Genomic DNA, 3,162 nt, shown 5'->3' on the forward strand with positions numbered 1-3,162 from the left:
AGCATCGAGGCGCCGGTGGTGCCCATCAGGCTGGCCAGCACCGCGCCGATCGCCATCAGCGCCGTGTTCAGCACCGGGCTGCCGTGCAGGTTGCCGCGCACGTAGATGCCGCCGGCAGCGGTGAACAGCGCAGTGAGCAGGATGATGAACGGGATGTACTCGGCCACCAGCGCATGGACCAGCGCGGCACCGGCCGCACCCGCGCCGAACAGCGCCGCATAGGGCAGCATGAAGGCCAGCGCCCAGGCGCCGGCGATCTTGCCGAAATGGTGGTGCCAGATCTTCGGCGCCGCCAGCGGCATGATCGCGATCGACAGCAGCATGCCGGCGAACGGGATGCCCCACCAGGCCGCGAGCGCGGCGCCGTCGACCTCGGCCGCCGACGCGCCACCGCTGGCCAGCAGCAGGGCCGCCAGGGTCCCCCAGTGACGCAGATTCATTCGTGGAACCTCGTGAAGCCCTCGACCGGCTCGCGCTCGGTGATCAGCGTGTTCTCGATCGCCTGCGGGTCGGCGACGCCGAGCGACATGCCGCACACGACCATCTCGTCGGGCCCTAGGCCGAGCTGCGCCTCGATGATGCGGTGGAACTGCGTGAAGGCGGCCTGCGGGCAGGTGTCGAGCCCGCGCGCGCGTGCCGCCACCATGATGTTCTGCAGGAACATGCCGTAGTCCAGCCAGCTGCCCTGCTGCATCACGCGGTCGATGGTGAAGATCAGCCCGACCGGGGCGTCGAAGAAGGCGTAGTTGCGGCCGTGCTGCGCGTGCATGCGCGCCTTGTCGGTCTTGCCGATGCCGAGCAGCCCGTACAGGTCCCAGCCGACCTTGCGGCGGCGCTCGATGTAGGGCGACTGCCACTGCGTCGGGTAGTAGGCGTACTCCTCGCTGTGCGTGGCGCGCTCGGCGGGATCGTCGAAGGCCGCCTTGATCGCGGCGCTGAGCTGCTGCTTCGCCGCACCGGTCAGCACGTGCACCCGCCACGGCTGGGTGTTGGTGCCCGAGGGCGCACGGGCGGCCACGCGCAGGATCTCTTCGATCGTCTCGCGCGGCACCGGCGTGGGCAGGTAGGCGCGGATCGAATGGCGCGAGGTGATGGCGTCGTCGACGGCTCGTGTGGTGGCGGGGGTGATGTCGCTCATGCGGTGACGATCAGGGGTTCGAGGGCGGCGCGCAAGGCGTCGGGCAGTTCGACCGGCCGGCGTGTCGCGCGGTCGACGTAGACGTGGATGAAGTGGCCGGCCGCCGCGCTCTCCGGCGCACCGGCGGCAAACAGGCCGACCTCGTAGCGCACCGAGCTGCGCCCCCGATGCGCCACGCGCAACCCGGCCTCGACCTGCTGCGGGAAGGCCAGCGAGGCGAAGTAGTTGCAGCGTGTCTCGATGACCAGGCCGATCGTCGTGCCGCCGTGGATGTCCAGCGCGCCGGCCTCGATCAGGTAGCCGTTCACCGCAGTGTCGAACCAGGCGTAGTAGACGACGTTGTTGACGTGGCCGTAGGCGTCGTTGTCGGCCCAGCGCGTCTGGATCGGGCGGAACAGGCGGTAGGCGCTGCGTGGCTCGGGCTGCGGTCGATGGCTCATGGCGCGCCATTGTTCCATTGCTTCCAGCTCGCCAGCGCCTCCTGCAGCGTGCGGTGCTGGATGGCCACCGTGGTGCCGATGTCGCGCCCGTAGCCGCCGGCCATGCTGACGGCCACCGGGATGCGTCGCTCGCGGCAGGCCGTGAAGACACGCCTGTCGCGCTCGGCAAGGCCCTCGGCCGTGAGCTTCAGGCGGCCGAGGCGGTCGGCCTCGTGCGGGTCGGCGCCGGCGAGGTAGAAGACCAGGCCGGGCATGGCGCCGCGGTGGCGTGCCCAGAGTTGATCGAGTGCGGCATCCAGCGCGGCCAGGTAGGGTTCGTCGGTGCAGCCGTCGGGCAGTTCGACGTCGAGGTCGCTCGCCTCCTTGCGGAACGGGAAGTTCTTCGCGCCGTGCAGCGACAGCGTGAACACCGTCGGGTCGTCGCGGAAGATCGCCGCCGTGCCGTTGCCCTGGTGCACGTCGAGGTCGATCACCGCGACCCGCAGGCCGCCCTCGGCCGTGGCGCGGCGGGCCCGATGCCATTCGGCCTGCATCAGCCGCGCCGCCACCGCGGCGTCGTTGAACACGCAGTAGCCGCCGCCCTTGTCGGCGCTGGCGTGGTGGGTACCGCCGGCCAGGTTGGCGGCCACGCCCTCGATCAGCGCCGCCCGCGCGGCGGCGATGGTGGCGCCGACCGAGCGGCGCGAGCGCTCCACCATGCGCTCGCTCCACGGGAAGCCGATCTCGCGCTGCATCGCGGCGCTCAGGGTGCCGTTGACGACGGCGGCGATGTAGCCCGGCTCGTGCGCCAGCGCCAGTTCGCCCTCGCTGGCCGGCTCGGACTCGCACAGCCGGAAGCCCGCCTCGCCCTCGATGCGCTCGCGCAACAAGCGGTACTTCGGCATCGGGAAGCTGTGCCCCGGCGGCAGCGGCAGCACGAAGTGGTCGGAATGGAAGGCTTGCATCGGGGCGGCGACAGGGCCGGCGGATTCTGCCGCCACGGCCTCTTCCACGCTCGATCTAGAAAAACCCCTCTAGGATTGATGCGGTGCAGCAAAAAGTGCTTGATCTTGGTGCGGGCACGCCTATACTTCGGCCCATGCTGCACTGCAACAAAGATGCGGCAAACCAGTTCCACCCCCTCAATGGAGATCCACATGTCCTTCCTGACCGCTGAACAAGTCATCGCCGCCAACAAGGCCAACGTCGAAACCCTGTTCGGTCTGACCAACAAGGCTTTCGAAGGCGTGGAGAAGCTCGTCGAGCTGAACCTGCAAGTCGCCAAGGCCGCGCTGAGCGAAGCCGCCGACACCACCAAGGCCGCCATGTCGGTCAAGGATGCGCAGGAGCTGTTCGCTCTGCAGGCCGGCCTGCTGCAACCGGCCGCCGAGAAGGCCGCTGCCTACAGCCGCCACCTGTACGACATCGCCGCGTCGACCAACGCCGAAGTGAGCAAGGTCGCCGAGGAAACCGCTGCCGACGCGCAGAAGAAGTTCATCGCCGTGGTCGACACCGCCGTCAAGAACGCCCCGGCCGGCACCGAGAACGCCGTCGCCCTGGTGAAGTCGGCCGTCGCTGCCGCCAACAACGCCTACGAAAGCGTGC

The 3,162-nt window shown here is 69.5% G+C and carries 5 protein-coding genes; 1 reads left to right on the plus strand and 4 read right to left on the minus strand.

From position 1 onward, the window contains the following. The 4 genes from AAG801_RS41240 to AAG801_RS41255 form a co-directional block, all read right to left on the minus strand. Positions 1 to 440: sodium:proton antiporter (locus tag AAG801_RS41240; protein WP_341893656.1), on the minus strand; the 440-nt coding region annotated here is incomplete at its 3' end. Next, complete coding sequence (locus tag AAG801_RS41245) at positions 437 to 1,138, minus strand: nitroreductase (RefSeq protein WP_341893657.1); 702 nt, start codon at positions 1,136 to 1,138, stop codon at positions 437 to 439. The genes AAG801_RS41240 and AAG801_RS41245, both read right to left, overlap by 4 nt. Continuing rightward, on the minus strand, positions 1,135 to 1,578 hold the full coding sequence (locus AAG801_RS41250) for a thioesterase family protein (RefSeq protein ID WP_341893658.1): 444 nt from the start codon (positions 1,576 to 1,578) through the stop codon (positions 1,135 to 1,137). Before AAG801_RS41250 ends, AAG801_RS41245 begins: the two co-directional genes overlap by 4 nt. Continuing rightward, the gene (locus AAG801_RS41255; protein WP_341893659.1) at positions 1,575 to 2,522 is read right to left on the minus strand and encodes a histone deacetylase; all 948 of its coding nucleotides are present in this window, start codon (positions 2,520 to 2,522) and stop codon (positions 1,575 to 1,577) included. Before AAG801_RS41255 ends, AAG801_RS41250 begins: the two co-directional genes overlap by 4 nt. Before the next feature lie 192 nt (positions 2,523 to 2,714). Here AAG801_RS41255 and AAG801_RS41260 point away from each other — a divergent pair. After that, positions 2,715 to 3,162, plus strand: a 448-nt coding sequence (locus tag AAG801_RS41260; protein ID WP_341893660.1) for a phasin family protein, incomplete at its 3' end; no start/stop codon positions are given.

The sequence above is a fragment of the Variovorax sp. YR752 genome (assembly GCF_943372545.1).